The following is a 20,239-nucleotide window of genomic DNA, read 5'->3' as shown; positions in this document are numbered from 1 at the left end:
ACATGAAATCTGCTTTAGTGCCACTTGCACAAGGCTGCGAAGAACTGGAAGCCGTGACCATTATCGATATTCTGCGTCGTGCAGACATATCGGTGGTCACGGCTAGTCTGGATGATAATCTTCATATCACTGCCAGCCGTGGTGTACGACTGGTTGCTGACCAATCTCTCGCTGACACACCGGTGAATGACTTCGATATGATTGTTTTACCCGGTGGTCAGCCCGGCACGCGTCATCTTTTAGCCGACACCCGACTTAAACAATCACTCCTCGATTATGGCAGGCAAGATCGCTGGCTGGCCGCCATTTGTGCTGCGCCCAGTGTATTAGCAACACATGGTTTGCTGGATAACTACCAGGCAACCGCGTTTCCCGGTACGCTGACAGCAGACGCCTTCCCATTGGTCCAAATCAGTTCAGATGCCGTTGTCATTGATCGAAAACGGATTACCTCCAGAGGCCCCGGAACGGCTATCGCATTTGCTTTAACATTGGTTGAAGTATTAACTGACTCAAACCGCAGACAACAGGTTGCTGCCGGTTTAAGCGCCTGACCACAGGAATCGCCATGCAGCAGCTTGATGAATCACAACTCTCGATCCTGCTGATCGAACCCTCAACAACACAGCTAAAAATCATCATGCGTGAGCTGCAAGCGGCTGGTGTGAAAAAAATTGATGGCGTCAGTGATGCTGAAGCAGCCTTGGATCAAATCCGTCGTTATCCACCGGATCTCGTCATTAGTGCCATGTATTTACCCGACAGCACTGCGGTTGAATTACTCCAGCAAATTCGTGCCGAAAACGCCGCTTGTCTGTTTATGCTGATCTCCAGCGAGACCGATCCCGAAGCACTCGAACCCTTGCGTCAGGCTGGTGTCGTCGCGATTTTGCCAAAACCATTTCAATCCGAAGATCTACGCCGCGCTTTACATACCACGGTGGATCACGTTGATCCGCAAGAATTACAGCTTGAAAACTATGATCCGGCCAACCTGCGCGTCTTGTTAGTGGACGACAGCACCACCTCACGAAATCACATTGGCCGAATTCTCGATAGTCTCGGTATTGGCCATATCGTCAAGGTTGAAAATGGACTAGAAGCGATTACTCACTTACAGAAACAACCCTTTGATTTAGTAGTCAGCGATTTAAACATGCCGGAAATGGATGGTCAGGCGCTGACGCAATTTGTTCGTAAGCAACTGGGTGATACTTTTCTGCCGATTTTGATTGTCACCAGTGAGCAAGATGAGACGCGCCTGAGTCAGGTTCAGCAATCTGGCATCTCTGCTTTGATGGATAAGCCTTTTGAGCCAGAGATTATTCGCCAGACACTGTGTCGGTTATTAGACGGCACGGATTAGTTTAGTCGGTATTTCCATAAGCCTTTACAGCATTAACGATTAACCATCCTGTTTCAGATAATCAAATGGTTTTCCTGCGTTGGGCAGGTAGATATTCTCCATGACAATTCATGAGATAGTTTCATAGATCATGGAATAAATATCATTATTTTTTATCGACAGTGACCATTACAATGCCTTCAAGATTGGTTTGGAGGCATACTAATGATCACAACACACACCCTCGGCTTTCCCCGTATTGGTAAAAAACGTGAACTGAAATTCGCTCAAGAGGCGTATTGGCGCGGCGAAAGTATGGTTGCGGATCTGGAGAGTATCGCCGCCACGATTCGCCAACAAAACTGGCAGTCACAGAAAAAACTCGATTTTCAAACTGTTGGCGATTTCTCGTTTTATGATCATGTGCTCGATACCAGCCTGTTGGTCGGTAACTTACCGAAACGGACGCAGAGTGACCTGCCTGAACTGGATCAATATTTTCAAGCCGCACGCGGCCAAACCAGCAAAGCCGTTGAACAAACGCCGGTAGCGGCAGCAGAAATGACCAAATGGTTTGATACCAACTATCACTACCTCGTGCCAGAATTTGCTGCTGATACGGACTTTGAGTTACATGCTAATCGCTATCTGTCTTATGTGCGAGAAGCCAAACAACAGGGCGTCAACGCCAAACCGGTATTACTTGGCCCGGTCAGCTATATTTGGTTGGGTAAAAGTAAAGACGACAGCAACAAGGTCGATCTGCTGCCCAAACTCTTACCCGTCTATTCAGCGCTGCTAGCACAACTTGCCGAAGAAGGCATCGAATGGGTGCAAATCGACGAACCCATTCTAGTCACCGAACTCGAAGACGACTGGCAACAGGCATTGAACCAAGCCTATCTCGCCTTAAACAAAGCCCCCGTTAAATTACTACTCACCACCTATTTCGGCAGCCTGAAAACAAACCTGCGACTGGCCTGTGAATTACCCACCGCCGGTTTGCATATCGATACCCTCAATGCCGCTGAAGAGGTTGTTGATGTGATTAGTCACTTACCTGAAAACAAAGTCTTATCAATGGGTGTGATTAATGGCCGCAATGTCTGGAAAACGGATTTGAACGATCTGGTTGCCGGGTTGGCGCCAATACATAATCGTCTTGGCGATCGTTTATGGCTGGCACCGTCGTGTTCGTTACTGCATGTGCCGGTCGATTTGAATAGCGAAACCGACCTGGATGCCGAAGTGAAAGACTGGCTGTCATTTGCTGAACAAAAGCTGGAAGAACTGACGATTGTGGCAACCGCACTGAATGAAGGACGTGATGCCGTTGCAGCAGAACTGGCTGCCAACGCCAAGTCGATTGCGGCACGTCAAACCTCCAGCCGCGTTCACCGCAACGATGTGCAACAACGCCTACAGTCTGTCACCGATGACATAGCAAATCGTCAGCAGCCTTATGCGGAGCGGACCAAGTTACAACAAGCCAAATTCAATCTGCCGATGTATCCAACGACGACGATTGGCTCCTTTCCACAAACCACCGAGATCCGCCAGGCGCGTCAAATGTTTCGCAAAGGCGAGCTGGATTTTCCCGCGTATCAGGGAAAAATGCAGGCGCAAATCCAACGGGCGATTGCAGAGCAGGAACAAGTCGGTCTGGATGTATTGGTGCACGGCGAAGCCGAGCGCAACGACATGGTGGAATATTTTGGTGAACAGCTGGAAGGCTACATTTTTAGCCGCTTTGGCTGGGTGCAATCCTACGGCTCACGCTGTGTGAAACCGCCGATTATTTTTGGTGACATCGCCCGCCCGAAAGCGATGACCGTGGATTGGATTAAATACGCCCAATCACTGACTGATAAACCGGTAAAAGGCATGCTAACCGGCCCTGTCACCATGCTGAACTGGTCGTTTGTGCGTGATGATCAACCGCGCTCAGCAACCTGTTTACAACTGGCGCTGGCGATTCGTGATGAAGTGCAGGATCTGGAAAAAGCCGGCGTCAATATTATTCAAATCGATGAAGCCGCTTTACGTGAAGGTCTGCCACTGCGTCGCGCCGAATGGCAAGATTACCTGAACTGGGCCGTGCGTTGTTTCCGCATTACCGCCAATGGCGTGGAAAATGAAACCCAAATCCACACCCACATGTGCTACTCGGAATTCAATGACATCATTGAATCCATTGCCGCAATGGATGCCGACGTTATCACCATTGAAACCTCGCGCTCTGATATGGAACTGCTGGATGTATTCAATGCCTTCTCATACCCGAACGAAATTGGCCCCGGCGTGTATGACATTCACTCGCCAAATATTCCCAAGGTGGAATACATAAAAAGCCTGATGGAAAAAGCCGCGCAGCGTATTCCGGCTGAGCGTTTATGGGTGAACCCGGACTGTGGTCTGAAAACCCGGCAATGGGCCGAAGTGAAACCGGCACTACAAACAATGGTAGAAGCCGCAAAACAACTGCGTCAACAACACGTAGCGTAAGGTTTTCGAAAGATAAGCCGCAAAGCAAGGAGGCTTAGTGGTTGTTTTACCTAATTAATTAATCAAGCGAGTGGGGGCAACACTTTTTATCGGTTGAATCAAAGGGGGCAGACTCTGACTCCTTTGATTCTTTCATTGCGTAACGCCTGAGCTCAGGGGCGTTTGAGGCAACGACCCTTTTTGCGGAAGCAAAAATGGGCGGCGGGTCAAACGTCCCCTGCAGCGATTTGTTGGGCGGCAACTTCACTTGCCTATCATGTGTTCAATGGCCTGCATTGCGGGGCCGGCAAGTTCCTTCGCGCCTCGGCTCAGCGTGACCGCTTTATTGATGCGTTCTATAACAACAAAGAATCGCTCCCAAAATTTTCTTGGAGCGGATTTATCTCCAGCTGGGGGAATATGCTCCTGATTGAGCAGCAACGAACCAATAGCCCTTTCCAGCTCGTGCTCCAAGCCATCAATGCCGCGAATTCTAAAAACCAAAAGTGCGTGGCGCACAGCTTCAAGATTTCTCAGGAACAGTGCTTTTAGCCCAGACGGAAGATCGGATTTGAGCACGCTTGAAACAAATTCCTCGAGTTCAACCTGTAGCTCCTCGATGTCCTTCTCAGAAATTGAGGTGCTACCGCTGTTGCGCGAAAGTCGATCCGCAGCAAACTGCAACCCGTAAAGGGTCGGCTCATCAAGTTGCTTCTGCCAATGTTCCCATCCTGCATCCAAGTTCACCTGCGACAGGAAAACCTCGAGTTTCTTGAATGGTTTTAGGTACAGCGCGTGATCCACGTCGTCGAGGCGTTCAATGGCCGTTTTTGTATCTGACACGAGACCAATCAGGTTCGCCAGCATTTCGAGCAGCAAACCGGTGTCACCTGGCTCTACCTTAAAGACTTTTCCCCAAGCATTCCGCGCCCTCTCTTTCGCGGGTTGTTTTTGTGCAGTACGCAAAAGGTCATGAAGGCGACCCGCTGGATTGTTCTTAACTTCCAAAGCTACTCCTATGCCTCAATTGCCGCCCAACTTGTTATTAACGGGAATAAAATTCCCTGTAATCCTTAAATAATCACCAAACACGGCATTTTCATCGGCGCAGTTTAATCATGCGAAACAGGCCTCACTTTGTGAAATCTATCACATTTTCATCTTTGAACAAGTTAAGCGCTCAATGAAACCGGTTTGTATGAAAAATAAAATTGGTAAGTCATTACTCACTTTTTAGTTATAGTCAGCATACAAGCTAATCAGGATCTGGTTCGCGAATACGTATAAATCTGGCAAAGCGTGGTAAACCCGTTTTGGTATAGCCTTGATAACGATAGGTGATGATGGTGCCAATGGGTGGGGGAGAGGCGCGATCTTGATCCGATAAGCCGCTGCCAATAGCAAAGATTTGGCCTTGCTCATTCTTGACGCGTAAGGCACCGAGTTGGTTGATGTATTTGCCTTTGCCGGGCAGGTGGCCAATTACCACGGCTTCGGCATCTTCATAGGGTTTTAATTTGAGCACAGCTCTTGTCCGTCCACCCCGATGCTTCGCCGTGGCGAGGTGCAACATGAGCCCTTCTGCGCCCGTTGCCAGTTTGTCTTTTAACAAACTTTGCAGGGCCGCCTGACTCTGAACCCGAACTTGTTGAACGGGTTTAATATGTGCCGAATTCAGCTGCGTGATGAGTTGTGTGTAGTGTTGATAGCGTAGTTCAAACGGCAATGTGCTGTCCGGCATATCGAATACCCGATAACTCACCTGCTGCCATTCGGCATCATCCGGTATTTGGGTTCTGACAATGCCGCTTAACCGGGCAAAGTCTTGATGGGTTGTCCATAACTCGCCATCCAGCCAAACATCGGGCAGGGGATCGGTAAACCAGTCTGGGGCGTTAATGACGTTGCCGTTTCGGGTTAAGAGTTGGGTTCCCGTCCAAATCGCTCTGACACCATCATACTTTTCACTAATCAGATAGGCAGAAACTGGCGCTGCCGTCTCTGGCTGATAGACGCTGGCCAGCTGCACGGGCGGCGTTGCCTGAGCATGGACTGCGACCGTGCAAAGACAGAGCAGGGTGAGCATGTAAACGAGCGAAATAGACCGTTGTCTGGTCTGCATGGTCGCCTCCTTGCGATTGTGTTGAATTGGCTTCCTGCCAAAATATCGTGGTTGAGTCGTTACTGTAATGCAGCGGCGATCGATTTGGCGAGCGCGGCTGATAATGACCCATTTCGATTGCGTTCTGGGCATAAAGCGCTGCGAAAACCAAGGTAGTCGGGTTGCAGAGCACGTAGCGTGGCAATATCACCGAGGCGCAACGCACCGGCTAAGCCACATAACCGATCGGCGCTTTTAATTTTTTGGACAAATTCTGTCAGTGCCTCGGTTGACCACAAATCCAACAAGGACTGACCGTTTTTATCTGCGGTATCTATCATCACTCCCCGAAAACCGGTATTAACAATCTGGGTGATGACATCATTGTCATACTGACGATCCGCAAACATGACGGCAATAACGGGGGTATTTTGTTGGCTGATAAACGGCGTTAATGCCTGCAAACAGTCCGCTTGTTCGTCGCCACCAAATAAGCCGACTTTAACGAAATCCACACCGGTTTTTGCCATCTGATGAATGGCGGATTCAATCATTGGCGCCTGCATTGGCAGATCACCGATTGTGGCGCTGGTCAGACAACGGTTGGCGTTCCAACGCACAATGTCGCTCACCACATCCAGCGGAAGGGCGCCAAGCGCGCCCTTAGCCGGCTGCTTCATATCCAGCATATCGGGCAGGCAAGCGTTTAGGGATTGCGCCTCTGCTAATGATTGCACGCTGGCCAGCCATTGGGTATTAGTCGACATGGATACCTGCTTGTTTGACTTTGTCCATCAGCCAGCCCCAGGCTTGCCACTCGCGTTCACCAGCGGTTTTTTCCATGCCAATCGTTAGATAGGCTAATTCATCACGAATTTTTTGTTCGGGTAACATCGACAACCGGCTGACCAGAATCGCGGCTTCAATAACGGCACTTTGCGCACGGTTATAGCCGCGAAAAAAGCCATGTTGCTGCTCAAAAATCACTTCGCCATGAAAGCAGGCTCGTGGGTCATCATCGTCAATTGTTTTGATGCGGATCTCGCTGTGACTCAAAGCATCTGTTAAATACAGGCCATCGACTTTTTCACAGCGTGAGGCTGGCCACTCTCGATGGCCGGTTAAGGCGCCAGCGAACACGCGGACATCGTCCGTGTAGTTGATGCTACAGGTACGTTGACGTTGTAAATTGTCATAGGTCGTCGATGGTTTAAAGGGCTTTATTTGAAAGTGACCATTTACTTCACTAATACCCATCGGGGCATGATGTGCTGAGCCATCTGCATTTTGGGTGGTGACGATTACCTCATGAATCTTTGCGGTCAGCCGTGCCACAGGGACGCTCCTTTTTTCTTTTTTGGGGGTTCTGCGGTGCCGCAGGCGGTACGCGGCTTTTTGACTTTAGGGGCTTGCTCATCACGTACCACTTTTTTCATTTTTTCCCGGGGCGTGTCCTCAGCCTCTTCTGCGGGAGTGGCGCGCGATTTTTTGGGTTGTTTCATCGTCGTACCCGCTTCTTTTTGCTCGGTCAGATCTTCTTCGGCCTGATCGACGGCACAGCCCCACTGCAAATCCTCATCCTGGGTATAGCGTTTACCCAATTGCCAGGCGACTTCTGCTCGGGCTAATTCAACGCCGAGATAAAAGGCGTGCCCGGGATCATTGTCTACTTTCAGGTGAGGATAGAACTCAAAAGGGTCGATATCTTGCACGATCCCGTCGCGATTGAACATGAAAATGCCATCTCTAGCGACCATAATACGATAATTGGAATCACGAATCGTTTCCGCTAATTGGTGGATTTCTTCAGCGGTATCGGTGAAAGGGTGTCGTTCATGTGACACCATCAGATCACCAGTGAAATCTCTGGGCAGACTGTTATCCTGCTTGGCGGCATACATCATTCTGCGGGCCACATCGGCTTCCCGAATCGCCCGGCGAGCATGTGAACTCACCTCGGTGGCGAGTACGCAGTTGACGTTTAGCTCGGAGATCATGCCAAACAACATAGCATTGATGCCGCTAGTATCCGCATCGGTTAATTCTGTCAGGTTGCCGACCCCCATCATCATGGGCGCATCGGGGTATTTACGGCGTAATTCATGATAACGAACAATAGATTCAGTAAAACCAAAATGAATGGGGTCGAGAATCGGATCCGCAATCCAGGGTTTACCAATTTTATCCATGGCTTCCATGGCTCGTTCCAGCGAAGCCAAAGAACCTGGTTCTGCCGGTACCAAGATCGGTATCGCATCGGTTTCCTTAGCTAAGTCGATCGTTTTCTCGGTCAGGCTTAGCAAATAATCGGCACCGGCTTTTGCCGCACGCTGCAAGTCATCAAGCGAAAGTGAGTCCACACTTACTTTAAACCCTTCTGCATGCAGTGCTGCAATCGCTTCTTCCATCAATGGAAATTTTTCTTGAGGCAAGCAACCAATATCAATGACATCCGCACCGTTGCTGGCATAGTAACGGGCACGATCCAGCAGGGTTTCGATGGTGCGCTCCGGTGCATCAACGATCTCTGCGAAGATCTTCACTTCGTAGCGACTTAAATCTGGCTTTTTGCGTGCTTTACCAAACTGCATAGGCAGATCCTTAATTTCTTCTGGGCCGCGGGTCACTTTGATGCCTAAGTCCTGACTCAATGCGTCCAAATCACCGCGACAACGTCCCGGCACGATGATTTCATCAAAGCCTTCATAATCTTCAGGTTTCAGTCGCCGGCCAATCATTTTATCGGTCATCAACGCGGCAACGGATAACCCCATTTGATGAACGCGATATTCAAATGGCAATGGCGTCATATCTTGCAACACTTTATGCACACTGGGCTCAGCCAGTTTGCCGGTGAGAAAGAGGATTTTTTTAGGCATGATCGTCTTGCCAGGTGGCCAGACGTTGTTCCAAAACGTGCTTTAAAGCCGATGCAGATTCGACCACGGTAGTCGCCTCAAACGATCGTAAATTTTCGGTATGTTGTAAATCAATTTTTCTTGGCCATAATCGGACTTCACGGTCAGGGGCCGGCGTATCAACCTGCTGCTCGGTATCACATGCCAGCACAATCGCCGGGATTCGACATTTGCCCGCTTGCGCAAAGACATTGGTCACCAAGGTGTCAGATAAACCCAGTACCATTTTCGCGACAGTATTTGATGTCGCTGGTGCGACCACTAAGGTATGGTAATCGCCGCGATAGAATAGACCAACTGGCGGCGCACTGGCGGCACGGTCATGATAATAGCGGCTGTTTGGGTTGATGGATTTTGGGTTATGGCCATACATGCGTATTACCTCTTCCCCCGCGCGACTGTAGAAGATATCCACCTCTTCCAGATCGCGGATTATCTCCAGACATTCTTCAAGGTAGTGACCGGAGCCGGTAATGGCCCAGGCCAGCCGGGGCCGCTCAGGGCGTGCTTGCATTCTGGCATCTCACTTTCATTTAAATTAAGAATTTTGCCAGACTGCTGCCATAGAGTAAAAAATATCGTGGGTTGCAGCATATGAATACGTTAAGATGCACTTAATAACTAAAAAACAAATGGACTAATGGGGATCATAAAAAATGTCAGATACCGTACCCAAAATTGTTGTTGTCGGAGGTGGAGCAGGTGGTCTTGAGTTAGCGACCAAACTTGGCAAGAAACTCGGCAAAAAAAAGAAAGCTCAAGTCACGCTGGTTGATAGTTCGCACACGCACATCTGGAAACCTTTACTGCATGAGGTTGCGGCGGGAACGCTTGATTCACATGAAGACGAAATCGAATATCTGAGCCAGGCTAACTGTAGCGGCTTTCGCTTTCGCTTAGGGCGAATGGACGGCTTAGATCGCCAAAATAAAAAGATTTCTCTTGCACCAACCTTTAATGAAGATGGCGTCGAAATCATCCCGCGGCGCGAATTTGATTACGATTATCTGGTCATTTCTGTTGGCAGTATCAGCCATGATTTTGGTATCAAAGGTGTTCGGGATCATTGCCAGTTCCTGGATACCACCAAGCAGGCGGAGTCTTTCCAAAAACAATTACTGCAATCCTACCTGCGCGCCCACACGCAAGGCCGTCCACTGGATGCTGGCCAATTGAATATCGCTATTGTTGGGGCCGGCGCAACAGGTGTAGAACTGTGCGCGCAGTTGCATGAGGTGTCACATTTGCTTACAGCCTACGGACTGGATGAGGTTAATCCCCAAGACGTCAAAATTTCGTTAATTGAAGCCGCCGACCGTATTTTGCCAGGACTGCCTGAAAATATTTCTTCAGCAGCACTGAGTGAGCTCAAAGCGTTGGGGGTCAGTGTCTTGACGGGTGAGCGCGTCATTGAAGTTACCGATACGGCAATCAAAACTCAAAGTGGAAAAGATATTCCCTCCGCGATTAAAGTCTGGGCTGCGGGCATTAAAGCACCGGAATTTTTAAAAGATATCGATGGGCTTGAAACAAACTGGATGAATCAATTGGTCGTTCGGCAAACCTTGCAAACCTCGTTTGATGATGACGTTTATGCCATCGGTGACTGCGCAGCTTGTAAATGGGTAGGGCAGGATCAAAATGTGCCACCTCGTGCACAGGCAGCACACCAAATGGCCTCGCTGGTTTATAAATCGATTCGTAATCGATTATCAGGCAAAACCATACCGGAATATCACTATCACGATTATGGTTCATTGGTTTCACTTGGCCGCTATGGCACCGTTGGTAACCTGATGGGTAATCTCAGCCGTGGCAGTATGATGATTGAAGGACTCATGGCGCGAATGATGTATTTGTCGTTATACAAAATGCACCAGACTGCACTGTTTGGGCCTTTCCGAGTGGTGATGTTGTCGCTATCACATTTATTCCGGCGCAGCGTTCACCCTAAAATCAAACTGCATTAAGTTTCACAAAGCGTTATGCATCAAAAAAGGCCCATTTTGGGCCTTTTTTGATGGAAGGGCGGTAAGACCCTAAAAAGAGATTTAACCGCCGTTAAAATGCCATTAAATGTCCAAATTGGACGCTTGTAGTGCATTCATTTCGATAAATTCACGACGCGGCTCAACATGATCGCCCATCAGGGTATTGAATGTCTCATCCGCGGCAATCGCATCAATGATTTTAACTTGCAGTAAACGACGCTTGCTTTTATCCATCGTCGTTTCCCACAACTGATCCGGGTTCATTTCACCCAGCCCTTTGTATCGCTGGACATGCTGGCCACGACGCGCTTCTGATAGCAACCACCGAACGACTTGGGCAAAATCACGGACTTGCTCCTCACGCTCGCCTCGAACAATACGTGCACCAGAACCAATTAAGCCATTGATTTTATTAGAAAATGACAGGATTTTCTGATACTCGGTACTGGCAAAAAACTCGCCTGGGATATGGTAATCCGTGCTGATGCCATGTCGACTGAAGCTAACATTGAGATGTGCCTCTGGCTCATTATCATGTTTGGCAACCGACATGGCATAACCTGTTCCTGCTGGCATGCCATGATTCAGATAGCCACTCATGGTAGTCATCCAGTCATCCAGCGCTGCCTGCTGGTCAAAGCCAGGTATCTCTGGTTGATATAGCAACTGATCCAAAAAGGGAGGGTAATAATGATTAGACAGGCGTCGAATAATCGACATGATCGTTTGATATTCTTCGACTAAAGCCCCGAGTGCGGCGCCTTCAATGGCCGTTGTTGTCTCCTCAGTCGGATATAACGCCGCATTCTGCAGTGCCACTTCAGTTAAGTACCGCTCCATTTCAGCATCATCTTTTACGTATCGCTCTTGCTTGCCTTTTTTAATCTTATAGAGCGGTGGCTGCGCAATGTAGACATGACCACGCTCGATCAACTCCGGCATTTGCCGATAGAAGAAGGTGAGTAATAACGTTCTGATATGGGAGCCGTCAACGTCCGCATCGGTCATGATAATAATGTGATGATAACGCAGCTTTTCAGGATCATATTCATCACGACCAATCCCGCAACCTAATGCCGTAATTAAGGTACCGACTTCAGCTGAGCTAATCATTTTGTCGAAACGGGCACGTTCAACGTTGAGGATTTTCCCTTTTAACGGCAGGATGGCTTGGGTGCGACGATCGCGACCTTGCTTAGCACTGCCACCCGCAGAGTCACCCTCCACCAGGAATAGTTCTGATTGGGCTGGATCGCGCTCCTGACAATCTGCCAGCTTACCGGGTAGGCCAGCAATATCTAATACGCCCTTACGACGGGTTAATTCACGCGCTTTCCGAGCCGCATCCCGCGCTCGGGCAGCTTCTACCATTTTGTTGGCAATCAACTTGGCATCGGTTGGATTTTCCAGCAAGAAATCATTGAAGTATTCATTCACCAAAGATTCAACAATGGCGCGCACTTCTGAAGAGACCAATTTATCTTTGGTTTGTGATGAAAACTTGGGATCAGGCACTTTAACCGATAAAACCGCGGTAAGTCCTTCACGCGCATCATCACCACTGGTTTCAACCTTGGATTTTTTCGCTAAACCCTCGGCCTCAATATATTGATTAAGCGTCCGTGTCAGTGCCGCACGAAAACCGGCGAGATGTGTACCACCATCACGTTGAGGAATGTTGTTCGTGAAACAATAAATATTTTCTTGGTACGAATCGTTCCACTGCATAGAAAGCTCGACCGTCACATCATCACGATCACCGCTAATATCTATGACGCTTTCGTGAATAGGATTTTTATTTTTATTTAAATGCTGAACAAAAGCATTGATACCGCCTTCGTAATGGAACACCTCACTGCGCTCATCGCGCTCATCGGTTAAAACGATCCGAACACCAGAATTCAGAAAGGCGAGTTCACGAATGCGTTTGGCAAGGACCTTATAATCGAACTGAACATTAGCAAAGGTTTCTTCACTCGGCCAAAATTGAATTTTAGTCCCCGTATGACTGGTTGCTTCAAAAGCCTGAAGTGGGGCATCCGGCACACCGTGCGTATATTTTTGACGATGTACTTTTTCATGACGATGAATTTCCATGGTCAATTTTTTTGATAAGGCATTGACGACGGAAACACCGACACCGTGCAATCCCCCGGAAACCTTATAGGAATTATCATCAAACTTACCGCCGGCATGCAGCACCGTCATAATTACTTCTGCTGCAGAAATGCCTTCTTCTTCGTGAATATCAACTGGGATACCACGACCATTATCTTCGACCGAAACAGAGTCATCGGCATGAATACGCACATTAATTTCAGAGCAATGTCCTGCCAACGACTCGTCGATTGCGTTATCGAGGACCTCAAAAACCATATGATGTAAACCGGTACCATCGTCGGTATCACCGATATACATACCGGGACGTTTGCGTACAGCATCAAGGCCTTTTAAGACTTTAATATTACTGGAGTCGTAATTGTTGTTATTGTCCGTGGTCATGGGGATCCGGCTGCTCCTGTCCTAAATAGGGTTATCCCTTTATTTTACACCGGATTAGCAGTCAAGGACAGTCTGTTACTTGGCTAAACAAATTGACCGTGTTTCACGTGAAACACTTGGTGCTGTCCCTCTTTGGGCAAGTATTCAGGAAGTGCTAGATTAGTGCTTGAGATGTAGCTTTGTACAGACAAGCTTGATAGATAATTAAGTACTTTTTCTTGATGCCAATGATCTAGCTCGGAACACAAATCATCAATAAGCAGTACGCTTTGATGATTGCCTTTGGAGATCAACCAGTGAATTTGAGCCAGACTAATGGCTAAAAAATACAGTTTTTGTTGACCACGCGATAGTTGTTCGCTTGGTTCTGATTGATTGATTTTGAACGACCAATCTGCTGCGTGCACACCAGCACGGGTGTAATTTAATATTCGATCACGCTCAATGGTTTCATTCAAAACCTGCGCAAATTCTTTTTCTTTAGGCCAACCAGGTTGATAACGCAGACTGACTACCGCATCATCAAATCCATCACTAATTGTCTTGAAAACCTGTTCAAATATCACTAAAAGTTGTTCAAGATAGCGCAATCGTAAATCATGAATTTTCATGCCGTGATTGACTAAGGCCACATGCCAAAGGCTAATTTCGCTATCTGTTTTATTCTGGCGAATAGCCGCATTACGATGTTGTAATGCTTTTTTATAAGACTGCCAATGAAACAAAAAGCTCGGTTCCACGTGAAACAATCCCCAGTCAACTTGCTTACGACGGAACTTTGGTCCCTGCTCGAAAAAGGCATGACAATTAGCGGGAATAAACTGTAAGGGCAGGTGACTGGCCAGCTCAGATAACTTTTTTAATGGCGCGTTATTCAATCGAATTTGCAGTCCGTGACGGCTATCAAGCTGCAACCCAGCCGGAATATCATCGTTAAGCTTTGCAATAACGCGGCAGTAATCTTGATCCGTTTCAATGAGTTGTTTTAGGTTAGCCGTTCGAAATGAGCGACCCATACCGAGTAAATAAACCGCCTCAAGCAAGCTGGTTTTGCCGGCGCCATTATCACCGACAAAAAGGTTTACTTGCGCTGCGGGCGTGAGCGTTGCTGTGTGAATGTTTCGGAATTGATCCAGCCTTATTTGCTTAATCACATTTCATGCTTTTTCTGAATCGTTCCAAAGTTAATCGCTGTAAATGCATCCGCACCTGATTAAGGCTCAATGGGTAAGACTGACTAACTGACTAGAAGTTTAAGTCTTGCTCACGCTTTAAAGCTCAATCATCTCAAAATCTTCTTTGCCCACACCGCATTCCGGACATTCCCAGTCATCTGGAATATCTTCCCAAGCAGTCCCCGGCGCGATACCTTCTTCAGGCAAGCCTTCAGCTTCATCATAGATAAAGCCACAAACGATACATTGCCACTGTCGCATGGTTCACCTCTCTTAACACGTTATCTTATTTTTATGCTTCAATTTTAAAAGCTGTGATAACGTATGTCTAACAAATGATTTTCGTGTTAATAACAGGAATTTTCGATTATGCGTTTACCAACTTTACGCCAATTGCAATATCTCTCTGCTGTTGTCGAAGAAAAACATTTTGGTAAGGCCGCGGAAAAATGCTTTGTCACACAATCGACGCTCAGCGCCGGCATTCAGGATCTGGAAGATCTTCTGGAAACAGCCCTCTTAGAGCGAACTAATCGAAAAGTATTAACCACTCCCATGGGGGAGGAGATTGCCCGACGAGCCAGACAAATTTTATCGCAGACTGATGATTTGGTTGATCTGGCCCATTCTGCGAATAATCCGTTGGCAGGCCGCATTCGCATTGGTGTGATCCCCACCATTAGCCCGTTTTTATTGCCCAGAGTATTACCTACCGTACGCAAACAACTCCCGCAACTTGAGGTATTGCTGGTTGAAGATCAATCTGAACGATTACTGGAGCAAATCGAGGCCGGCACGATTGATGTCGCCGTATTGGCATTTCCCTTCAACACCCGCAATCTCAGCACCCAAATCTTCACGGCGGAACGTTTCTGGGTTGCGCTGCCTAAAAATCATGCCTTGAGCCAGCAGAAGCAAATCGCGCCCGATATGCTACCCGTCGGGGAATTACTACTGCTCGCCGATGGCCATTGTATGCGTGAGCATGCGTTAAGTGCCTGTCAGCTTCCCGTGACCAGTCAACGAAAAAGCTTTCAGGCGACCAGCCTGTATACATTGATAGAAATGGTCGCCAGTGGCTTAGGTATTACGCTAATTCCAGAAATGGCGGTGCACTCAGATATGGTCAAACACGCCGACATTGATTTGCGTCCGCTATCAGGTGATGACATGGCCAAACGGGACATTGGGCTTGTTTGGCGACCAAGCTTTCGTCGTACCTTGGCACTGACACAATTGGCACAAAGTTTTGTGAGTGCCTTGAATGATTCAGTCAAGTGAGTTGTGACGAGCAAATTCGTCACGTAACGCAATATAGGCTTGCTGTAATGCCGCCGAGGTAAATGGCGCTTGAAAACCGGCATGCCATAGCCCATCAGGGCCTATGAGAAAGAAACTGGTTGTACCAAGGTATTGATGACGCTCTACAAAAAACGAGGTTAGTGGGGATTCTCCTGTCGTGTCGAATAGCCAATATCGATTGCTTCCAGCACCAATTGGTAAAGGTAACGCTGGTTTTTGGGTAGTCGTTCTGTCGATAACAGCAAATTGCAACTGGGTACCATGATGCCGATCTGCAAGATTTTGTAATACCTGCCAAATCGCCTGGCAATTGGGCTGGCAAGACCCATCATAGAGATATATAAAGGTCCAGCGCGTTAAAAACCGGGTGTTTGTGAATAGTGCCTGATGTTGGTCTCTCAGCAAAACCTGCGGTAAAGGAAGTGGGGGTGTTAATCGAAATGACTTCATTGACCGATCAGTTGATTCGGCAAGTCGGGTGGGTTGCTGACGTTGCTGACCATCAAAAAAAATTAGCAGTAATACCGCCACAAGCCCAAGATAAATCAGCAAAAAACGCTTAGAATGCATATTTTTAATCAAACCCTGCAAAGCATCCGGCTCCTCTAAATAACTAACTCGGCGGCTGGCCCGTGAGATACTAAGACATGAAAGAAAAATTGTTTCAGTCAACGCTCATCGTTAGCGCCATGACTTTTTTATCACGAATTCTGGGCTTTGTCCGTGACATTGTTATCGCCCGATTTTTTGGTGCCGGTGTCGGTGCGGATGTATTTTTTGTCGCCTTCAAGATCCCCAATTTCCTGAGACGCTTGTTTGCTGAAGGTGCGTTTTCTCAGGCGTTTATCCCGGTGATGGCCGAATTCAAAGAACGGGGAGAACAAGACCTGCGCAGTTTGATAGCAGCAACCAGCGGCACCTTGTTTGGTATTTTATTTTTTATCACATTGATTGGCGTTTTCGCTGCGCCCGTCATCATCACTATTTTTGCGCCTGGCTTTGTTGATGAACCAGATAAAATGGCGCTGGCAGCAAAGCTTTTGGCAATTACCTTTCCTTATTTGCTATTTGTCTCACTCACTGCGTTATGCGGTGCCATTTTAAACAGTTTCGGCAAATTTGCGGTGCCTGCGTTTACGCCTGTATTTCTGAACCTATCATTGATAGGTGCGGCGATTTGGCTGGCGCCACTGATGGAAACTCCGGTCACAGCACTTGCCTGGGGCGTCTTTATTGGTGGGATCGTGCAGCTCTTGTTTCAGCTGCCATTTCTGCAACGCATTGGCAGTTTACCCAAGCCGCGTTGGGGTTGGCGAGATGAGGGCGTACAAAAAATTCTGAAACTGATGCTGCCGGCAATGTTTGGTGTCTCCGTCGCGCAAATCAATTTATTACTGGACACATTACTGGCCTCGTTTTTAGTCACTGGCAGTATTTCCTGGCTCTATTATTCGGACCGGTTGGTTGAATTTCCGTTGGGCGTGTTTGGTATTGCACTGGCAACGGTGATATTGCCAAATTTATCGAAAAAACATGCCAGCGCCTCTGGTATCGCTTTTTCAAATACTCTGGATTGGGGCTTACGCTGGGTTTTTTTAATCGGCACACCTGCTATGCTTGGGCTGTTCCTACTCGCTGAACCGTTGCTGCTGGCCTTATTTCAATATGGTGCTTTTAGTACCGAAGATGCCCATCAGGCAGCCCGCAGCCTGATGGCATACAGCATTGGCTTACTGCCTTTTATTTTTATTAAAGTCTTAGCGCCTGGCTACTTCGCCAGACAAGACACCAAAACCCCAGTTCGTATTGGCATTATCGCCATGGTGGCGAACATGGGGCTAAATATCGTGTTGATGCTCTATCTCGCTCATGTCGGACTGGCTTTAGCGACTGCACTGTCCGCGATGTTGAATGCATTTCTGCTCTATCACGGCCTGAGAAAAGCCGCGATTTATCAACCCAACCCAGGCTGGCTGGGTTTTTACCTACGCCTGATTGCCGCAAACGGGCTATTGGTGCTGTTTTTAATCACACTGAATCCCGACATCAGTAGCTGGCAACAAGCCACTGCCTGGCAACGAAGTCAGTGGCTTGCGATGCTCATTGGCGGTGGGGCATTCAGTTATTTTCTGATCCTGTTTGCACTGGGAATTCGTCTTTCCAGCCTGCTAAAACCCAAGACCTGATGCCAAATCGCCTTAAAAACGCCGACCAATGCCCACCCCCCAAACCAGGGGATCAATTTCCGCATTAATTTTAGCGCGACCAACGCTGGTGTTTTTAAAGTACGCGGTGGTATCAATATCCAGATATTTCACATCCAGATTCACAAACCAATCCGCTCCTAACGCCACATCCATACCGGCCTGAACGGCTAAACCCCATGAGCTATCGAGCGATACCTCATCACCAGACTGCGCCAGTGGTGAGGCATTCGGCACTTTACTATCAAAAAAGTAAGTGTAGTTAATTCCAGCACCGACATAAGGGCGTATGGCAGCGTCAGGTCGAAAGTGATATTGAAACGTCAATGTGGGTGGTAACACTTTGCTGTCAATAACGTCTCCAAGCGCCTGCCAGTTTTTTTCACCGGTAACCGTATGCTCTGAAAAGCCCAGGATTAACTCTAGCCCCCAATGCCGAGTCAACATATAGGTAATATCGAGTTCGGGTACCGTATCGTTATCCACTTTGACCCCAGCGAGATGCGTATCCGCATCATTAATGTGCAGGGTACCGCTGTGATCTTGGGGTTGAACCGTTATTACACGCCCGCGAATCAGCCAATCACCGGCCTCATAGGCAAATGCAGGCAAACTAGCTGAGGCGAAGGATAATCCTATTAACAATGACGAAAAATGACGAAAAAACATGAAACCGCTCCGTATGATGTTGTGGTGTTTTCATCATACAAAGGGTGAATAAAGTCGCTTTGATCCAGATCAACGATGATGCGTTTTAGCCTGCTTTAGTTTGCAACGCCTCTGGTTGTAACAAAGTCAAAGATTTTCCCTGCACCGCGATCAGATCTGCTTGTTGTAAACGGGTAAAAATACGGCTAACCGTTTCTAATGCCAGACCTAAATGGTTGGCAATGTCACCCCGCGACATCGGCAACTGAAAGTTATACGCAGAAAAACCACGCTCACTGAAACGCGTTGACAGCGCTATTAAAAACGTCACCAACTTTTCCTCAGCTGATTTTTGGCCTAGCGACAACAACAAGTCTTTGTCGTCAGATAAGGCTCTGCTCAACCGCGTCAGTAATTGATGTTGTAACGCGGGAATCGATTTGCTGACCATTTGGAGCTTATCAAAAGGTAACGCGCAAACACTGCTCAGTTCCAAAGCTCGAGCTGTGGAAGGGTAGGTATTTAGATGGAGTGCATCCAGCCCAATAAATTCTCCAGGGAAATAAAACCCCGTCACTTGCTCTCTGCCATCTTTAGCTGACACCGTTGTTTTGAATGCGCCGCTGCGCACTACGTAAAGTGATGTCAGATCACAGCCACTTTCAAACAGGCGTTGTCCTCGGCGAAAACTGTCGCGCCGGCGAATGATTTGATCCAGTGCAACCAAATCCTCGCGATGCAGCCCCAATGGCAAGCAAAGCCGATACAACGCGCAAGACTGACAAGCCAAGGTTTGTGCCTGTTCGGCCTTGGCAACATCCTTTATCAGCGGTAGTAAACTGTCTGCTTGACCCATGTTATTTCCTAGCGTGGCCGTTTACGACATGATAACGCTTTAAACACTAGCCTCAAACGGTTATTATTTGCTTTGATTCGGAAATTTTCAGGAAAAATCATGACCGCTCGCAGCGCAATAATTGCGCGTAACACGCTCGAAACCCAAATTGAGGTTTCTCTCAACTTGGATGGGTCAGGCCAATTCAAAGCCGTGACCGGTGTCCCCTTCCTAGAACACATGATGGAGCAAATTGCTCGACATGGGCTGTTTGATTTGGATATCAAAGCTAATGGTGACCTGCATATTGATGCGCACCATACGGTTGAAGATACGGGCATTACTATCGGGCAGGCCCTTAAAAAAGCATTAGGCGATAAAAAAGGCATTATTCGCTACGGTCATGCCTATGTGCCGCTTGATGAAGCCTTATCCCGCGTTGTGCTTGATTTATCAGGACGACCAGGACTGGAATTTGATGTCACTTTTACCCGTGACAAAATTGGCGAATTCGATGTCGAATTGTTCTACGAGTTCTTTCAGGGGCTCGTCAACCATGCGGGCATTACGCTGCACATTGATAATCTGAAAGGACGCAATGCCCACCACATTGCTGAGACCATTTTCAAAGCATTTGGTCGTGCTTTAAGGATGGCTGTTAGCATTGATGAGCGTGCTGCCGGTCAGTTACCTTCAACCAAAGGCGCATTGTAAGCTGACGCCCTGAGGCTGGC

19 protein-coding genes are annotated in these 20,239 nt (G+C 48.0%); 7 read left to right on the top strand and 12 right to left on the bottom strand.

Annotated elements, in window-relative coordinates:
* The first annotated feature begins 2 nt into the window (after nucleotides 1-2).
* The 3 genes from Q7C_RS09635 (at nucleotide 3) to metE (ending at nucleotide 3,850) form a co-directional block, all read left to right on the top strand.
* The gene (locus Q7C_RS09635; RefSeq protein WP_014704564.1) at nucleotides 3-554 is read left to right on the top strand and encodes a DJ-1 family glyoxalase III; all 552 of its coding nucleotides are present in this window, start codon (nucleotides 3-5) and stop codon (nucleotides 552-554) included.
* Between the two features lie 14 nt (nucleotides 555-568).
* On the top strand, nucleotides 569-1,366 hold the full coding sequence (locus Q7C_RS09630; RefSeq protein WP_014704563.1) for a response regulator transcription factor: 798 nt from the start codon (nucleotides 569-571) through the stop codon (nucleotides 1,364-1,366).
* A 204-nt stretch (nucleotides 1,367-1,570) separates the two neighbouring features.
* Nucleotides 1,571-3,850, top strand: a complete 2,280-nt coding sequence (gene metE / locus Q7C_RS09625; protein ID WP_014704562.1) for a 5-methyltetrahydropteroyltriglutamate--homocysteine S-methyltransferase — start codon at nucleotides 1,571-1,573, stop codon at nucleotides 3,848-3,850.
* Between the two features lie 243 nt (nucleotides 3,851-4,093).
* Here the strand turns inward: metE and Q7C_RS09620 are convergent, their stop codons facing one another.
* From Q7C_RS09620 to Q7C_RS09595, 6 genes are all read right to left on the bottom strand, one after another.
* The gene (locus tag Q7C_RS09620) at nucleotides 4,094-4,837 is read right to left on the bottom strand and encodes a hypothetical protein (protein WP_014704561.1); all 744 of its coding nucleotides are present in this window, start codon (nucleotides 4,835-4,837) and stop codon (nucleotides 4,094-4,096) included.
* Between the two features lie 247 nt (nucleotides 4,838-5,084).
* A complete protein-coding gene (locus Q7C_RS09615) occupies nucleotides 5,085-5,951 on the bottom strand; it encodes a DNA ligase (protein WP_041366694.1) in 867 nt (288 codons plus the stop codon).
* Nucleotides 5,952-6,010: 59 nt separating this feature from the next.
* Nucleotides 6,011-6,697, bottom strand: a complete 687-nt coding sequence (locus tag Q7C_RS09610) for a (5-formylfuran-3-yl)methyl phosphate synthase (RefSeq protein ID WP_014704559.1) — start codon at nucleotides 6,695-6,697, stop codon at nucleotides 6,011-6,013.
* Entirely contained in the window at nucleotides 6,687-7,265 is a 579-nt protein-coding gene (locus tag Q7C_RS09605; RefSeq protein ID WP_014704558.1) for a DUF447 domain-containing protein, read from the bottom strand. The genes Q7C_RS09610 and Q7C_RS09605 overlap by 11 nt, the downstream gene beginning before the upstream one ends.
* Nucleotides 7,253-8,809, bottom strand: coding sequence for a DUF6513 domain-containing protein (locus Q7C_RS09600; protein ID WP_014704557.1), 1,557 nt, complete (start codon nucleotides 8,807-8,809; stop codon nucleotides 7,253-7,255). The genes Q7C_RS09605 and Q7C_RS09600 overlap by 13 nt, the downstream gene beginning before the upstream one ends.
* Nucleotides 8,802-9,362: a flavoprotein gene (locus Q7C_RS09595; RefSeq protein WP_014704556.1), complete on the bottom strand. Its 561-nt coding sequence runs from the start codon at nucleotides 9,360-9,362 to the stop codon at nucleotides 8,802-8,804. Before Q7C_RS09595 ends, Q7C_RS09600 begins: the two co-directional genes overlap by 8 nt.
* 142 nt (nucleotides 9,363-9,504) lie before the next feature.
* Here Q7C_RS09595 and Q7C_RS09590 point away from each other — a divergent pair, with 142 nt between their 5' ends.
* On the top strand, nucleotides 9,505-10,818 hold the full coding sequence (locus Q7C_RS09590) for an NAD(P)/FAD-dependent oxidoreductase (RefSeq protein ID WP_014704555.1): 1,314 nt from the start codon (nucleotides 9,505-9,507) through the stop codon (nucleotides 10,816-10,818).
* Between the two features lie 102 nt (nucleotides 10,819-10,920).
* On the opposite strand, the gene gyrB is transcribed toward Q7C_RS09590, so the two are convergent.
* The 3 genes from gyrB to Q7C_RS09575 form a co-directional block, all read right to left on the bottom strand.
* Nucleotides 10,921-13,341: a DNA topoisomerase (ATP-hydrolyzing) subunit B gene (gene gyrB, locus Q7C_RS09585; RefSeq protein ID WP_014704554.1), complete on the bottom strand. Its 2,421-nt coding sequence runs from the start codon at nucleotides 13,339-13,341 to the stop codon at nucleotides 10,921-10,923.
* Between the two features lie 83 nt (nucleotides 13,342-13,424).
* Nucleotides 13,425-14,495: a DNA replication/repair protein RecF gene (recF, locus tag Q7C_RS09580; protein ID WP_014704553.1), complete on the bottom strand. Its 1,071-nt coding sequence runs from the start codon at nucleotides 14,493-14,495 to the stop codon at nucleotides 13,425-13,427.
* 117 nt (nucleotides 14,496-14,612) lie between these two features.
* The gene (locus tag Q7C_RS09575; RefSeq protein WP_014704552.1) at nucleotides 14,613-14,777 is read right to left on the bottom strand and encodes a rubredoxin; all 165 of its coding nucleotides are present in this window, start codon (nucleotides 14,775-14,777) and stop codon (nucleotides 14,613-14,615) included.
* Nucleotides 14,778-14,885: 108 nt separating this feature from the next.
* Between Q7C_RS09575 and Q7C_RS09570 the strand changes: the two genes are divergently transcribed.
* The gene (locus Q7C_RS09570) at nucleotides 14,886-15,797 is read left to right on the top strand and encodes a hydrogen peroxide-inducible genes activator (RefSeq protein WP_014704551.1); all 912 of its coding nucleotides are present in this window, start codon (nucleotides 14,886-14,888) and stop codon (nucleotides 15,795-15,797) included.
* Here Q7C_RS09570 and Q7C_RS09565 read toward each other — a convergent pair.
* Nucleotides 15,786-16,388 (bottom strand): conjugal transfer protein TraF, encoded by a 603-nt coding sequence (locus Q7C_RS09565; RefSeq protein ID WP_151194754.1) that lies wholly within the window; start codon nucleotides 16,386-16,388, stop codon nucleotides 15,786-15,788. The genes Q7C_RS09570 and Q7C_RS09565 overlap by 12 nt on opposite strands.
* Nucleotides 16,389-16,465: 77 nt before the next feature.
* Here Q7C_RS09565 and murJ point away from each other — a divergent pair, with 77 nt between their 5' ends.
* Complete coding sequence (gene murJ / locus Q7C_RS09560) at nucleotides 16,466-18,004, top strand: murein biosynthesis integral membrane protein MurJ (protein ID WP_014704548.1); 1,539 nt, start codon at nucleotides 16,466-16,468, stop codon at nucleotides 18,002-18,004.
* 12 nt (nucleotides 18,005-18,016) lie between these two features.
* On the opposite strand, the gene Q7C_RS09555 is transcribed toward murJ, so the two are convergent.
* Together Q7C_RS09555 and fnr are read right to left on the bottom strand one after the other, a co-directional pair.
* Nucleotides 18,017-18,691 (bottom strand): OmpW/AlkL family protein, encoded by a 675-nt coding sequence (locus tag Q7C_RS09555; RefSeq protein WP_014704547.1) that lies wholly within the window; start codon nucleotides 18,689-18,691, stop codon nucleotides 18,017-18,019.
* An 85-nt stretch (nucleotides 18,692-18,776) separates the two neighbouring features.
* A complete protein-coding gene (gene fnr, locus Q7C_RS09550) occupies nucleotides 18,777-19,526 on the bottom strand; it encodes a fumarate/nitrate reduction transcriptional regulator Fnr (RefSeq protein ID WP_014704546.1) in 750 nt (249 codons plus the stop codon).
* 99 nt (nucleotides 19,527-19,625) lie between these two features.
* On the opposite strand from fnr, the gene hisB reads away from it, so the two are divergent.
* A complete protein-coding gene (gene hisB, locus Q7C_RS09545; protein ID WP_014704544.1) occupies nucleotides 19,626-20,219 on the top strand; it encodes an imidazoleglycerol-phosphate dehydratase HisB in 594 nt (197 codons plus the stop codon).
* The last annotated feature ends 20 nt before the right edge of the window (nucleotides 20,220-20,239 follow it).

It is taken from the genome of Methylophaga frappieri (assembly GCF_000260965.1).
Taxonomy (GTDB): Bacteria; Pseudomonadota; Gammaproteobacteria; order Nitrosococcales; family Methylophagaceae; genus Methylophaga; species Methylophaga frappieri.
This window is presented reverse-complemented; position numbering and strand designations above follow the sequence as displayed.

Coding starts and splice junctions, on each gene's coding strand:
- Q7C_RS09635 (WP_014704564.1), top strand. CDS start 3: ATGAAATCTGCTTTAGTGCCACTTGCACAAGGCTGCGAAGAACTGGAA.
- Q7C_RS09630 (WP_014704563.1), top strand. CDS start 569: ATGCAGCAGCTTGATGAATCACAACTCTCGATCCTGCTGATCGAACCC.
- metE (WP_014704562.1), top strand. CDS start 1,571: ATGATCACAACACACACCCTCGGCTTTCCCCGTATTGGTAAAAAACGT.
- Q7C_RS09615 (WP_041366694.1), bottom strand. CDS start 5,951: ATGCAGACCAGACAACGGTCTATTTCGCTCGTTTACATGCTCACCCTG.
- Q7C_RS09610 (WP_014704559.1), bottom strand. CDS start 6,697: ATGTCGACTAATACCCAATGGCTGGCCAGCGTGCAATCATTAGCAGAG.
- Q7C_RS09600 (WP_014704557.1), bottom strand. CDS start 8,809: ATGCCTAAAAAAATCCTCTTTCTCACCGGCAAACTGGCTGAGCCCAGT.
- Q7C_RS09595 (WP_014704556.1), bottom strand. CDS start 9,362: ATGCAAGCACGCCCTGAGCGGCCCCGGCTGGCCTGGGCCATTACCGGC.
- Q7C_RS09590 (WP_014704555.1), top strand. CDS start 9,505: ATGTCAGATACCGTACCCAAAATTGTTGTTGTCGGAGGTGGAGCAGGT.
- gyrB (WP_014704554.1), bottom strand. CDS start 13,341: ATGACCACGGACAATAACAACAATTACGACTCCAGTAATATTAAAGTC.
- Q7C_RS09575 (WP_014704552.1), bottom strand. CDS start 14,777: ATGCGACAGTGGCAATGTATCGTTTGTGGCTTTATCTATGATGAAGCT.
- Q7C_RS09570 (WP_014704551.1), top strand. CDS start 14,886: ATGCGTTTACCAACTTTACGCCAATTGCAATATCTCTCTGCTGTTGTC.
- Q7C_RS09565 (WP_151194754.1), bottom strand. CDS start 16,388: ATGCATTCTAAGCGTTTTTTGCTGATTTATCTTGGGCTTGTGGCGGTA.
- murJ (WP_014704548.1), top strand. CDS start 16,466: ATGAAAGAAAAATTGTTTCAGTCAACGCTCATCGTTAGCGCCATGACT.
- Q7C_RS09555 (WP_014704547.1), bottom strand. CDS start 18,691: ATGTTTTTTCGTCATTTTTCGTCATTGTTAATAGGATTATCCTTCGCC.
- fnr (WP_014704546.1), bottom strand. CDS start 19,526: ATGGGTCAAGCAGACAGTTTACTACCGCTGATAAAGGATGTTGCCAAG.
- hisB (WP_014704544.1), top strand. CDS start 19,626: ATGACCGCTCGCAGCGCAATAATTGCGCGTAACACGCTCGAAACCCAA.